At 61.2% G+C, this 2,199-nt stretch carries 1 protein-coding gene and 1 pseudogene; both read right to left on the bottom strand.

Annotated features, from left to right (window positions below; all coding sequences use genetic code 11):
• Positions 1–180: 180 nt before the first annotated feature.
• Entirely contained in the window at positions 181–492 is a 312-nt protein-coding gene (locus BVER_RS28650; protein WP_050456113.1) for a hypothetical protein, read from the bottom strand.
• A gap of 128 nt (positions 493–620) precedes the next feature.
• Positions 621–1,942 (bottom strand): annotated as a pseudogene (locus BVER_RS28645) (MFS transporter).
• Between the last annotated feature and the right edge of the window lie 257 nt (positions 1,943–2,199).

Raw genomic sequence — 2,199 nt, 5'->3', positions numbered from 1 at the left:
CGCTCCACGCTTCCTCTCCACGGTCGGTCGCCCTTCCGCAGTTGCGCTTCACTTCGCTCGCTGTGGTCAACTTGCCGCGCGACTTGCACCCGCAAGAGTGCGCCCATGCTGGGCGCACAAAAAAACCATCCGGCGATGCGGATGGCTTTCTTATTCGCTGACCGGGTCGATCGATAACGATCAATGCCAGCCGTTGTGACGTCCGTGGTCGTTCCCGTAATACCCGCCGCCGTGATGCCGGTAGTAATCGTCGCGATCCCAGTAGCGGCGGCCATCCCAGTAACGATCGCCATGCCAGTCGATCACAATGGCCGGAGCTGCATACACCGGCGGAGGCGGCGGTGCGTAGACCGGCGCGGGCGCAACGTACACCGGCGCGGGCACCCCGATATTCACGCCCACCGATACGCCCGCCATCGCCGCGCCCGACATGCCCAGACGGGCGATCAGAAGCGCACCGCCGAGCATCGAAGCCTTCGATATCTTGTTCATTTGAAGCCAACCTCGTGGATATGTTTGTTGTATGAGGCGACTATATCGAAGGCTTCGCGGTGCATCTGTTCGACTTGGTAACGTCCCATTACCGCTGAAAAAATTACGTCCTGTAATGGGGAAACCGTTCAGCTCGGCAGCTCCTGCCCTTCCGTTTCCGGCGCGAGTGGAATCACCGCGAGGCCGATCAGAAACGCGATCGCGGTCAGCGCGATCGGCACGCCCAGCGTCTTCATATTGAGCACTATCGCGCCGATGTCGAAGTTGACGATCGCGCCGAAAAAGCGGCCCACCGATGTGCAGAACGCGAACGCCGTCGCCCGCACGCGGGTTTCGAACTGCTCCGGCAGCCACAGCGAGAACAGCGCGAAGTTGCCGCCGAAGAAGCCGAGCACGACCAGCAGCGCGATGAACGGCACCAGTCCGTTCGGCAGATAGAATGCCCAGCCGAAAGCCAGCGCGATCGATGCCGCCATGCCGACGAAGTACACCGCCAGCGTCTTTCTACGACCGATGCGTTCGGCCATCGGCGGCAGCGCGAGACAGCCGACGATCGTGCCGATCGAAAGCAATCCGGTCGCGATCGACGCCATGCGCGCGGCTTCGACCTTGCCCATGCCCGCTTTCGTCGCGAGCTGAATGACCGCCGACGGTTCGTACACCGCGCCCGCCCACAAGCCGATGATCGCCACCGTCAGCAACACCGCCGCGACGATCGTCCGCTTGCGATACTGCGCGTTGAAAATCGCCTTGAGCGAACTTTCGTGTTTGATCTTCGTGCCCGTGGTGGCATCGGCGCATTCCCACTTGTCGGTTTCCTTCACGCGCAGCAGCACCAGAATCGAGATGACGACCGGGAACAGGCCGACCAGGAACATCGCGCGCCAGCCGAACGCCGCGCCGATCGTGTAATTGAGCGCGGCCGCCAGAAAGAAGCCCGCGTAATAGCCGGTCTGCAGATAACCCGCGCCCATCTTGCGCCGGTCTTCCGGCCACGCTTCGGCGACATACGTGCCCGCCAGCGCCCATTCCCCGCCGATCCCCACGCCCGCGAAAAATCGATAGATGCCGAGTTCCCACACGGTATGCGCGGTCGCGGCCAGTCCCGTGAAGATCGCGAACGTGAAGATGGTGGCGGCGAGCACCTTGGTGCGTCCGAAACGATCGGCGAGCGGTCCCCAGATAAACGACAGTCCCCATCCGACCAGAAACAGCGCGAACAGAATCGATCCCGCGAGGCCGACGCGACGTTGGCGGGCGTCGCGGCATAGCCCGAACGCGGCAGCAGTTCGGTCAGCGCGGGCGCGAGCACGAGCGCGTAGATGAACGAATCCATTCCGTCGAGCGTCCAGCCCGCCCATGCGCCCCAAAAGCCTACGATTTGCGTGCGATTGAGCGGCGTCTTTTTCGCGCGGGTCGCGCTGATCTGGCGGTCTAGCGTAGTCGGCATAGCCACGTCTCCTGAGAAAGGACAAGCACACGCGCTCTTGTGGAATCCGGCGTCTCCGGGAAAGCACCGGGATGCTGTGTGCATTTTTATATATAATATTTGAAAATCGACTTGCGACAAGTCCGCACTTACACCTAGTGTTCCGTCCCAGAAATAACTTTATATAAATCCAACATGTTCTATGATCGACTTATGGTGTGCGGGAGACGATCGTGGGACGTAAGGGAATCGAGGTTCTCGTGTCCAATCTGGAGCGA

It is taken from the genome of Candidatus Burkholderia verschuerenii (assembly GCF_001189365.1).
Lineage (GTDB): Bacteria > Pseudomonadota > Gammaproteobacteria > Burkholderiales > Burkholderiaceae > Caballeronia > Caballeronia verschuerenii.
This window is presented reverse-complemented; position numbering and strand designations above follow the sequence as displayed.

Coding starts and splice junctions, on each gene's coding strand:
- BVER_RS28650 (WP_050456113.1), bottom strand. CDS start 492: ATGAACAAGATATCGAAGGCTTCGATGCTCGGCGGTGCGCTTCTGATC.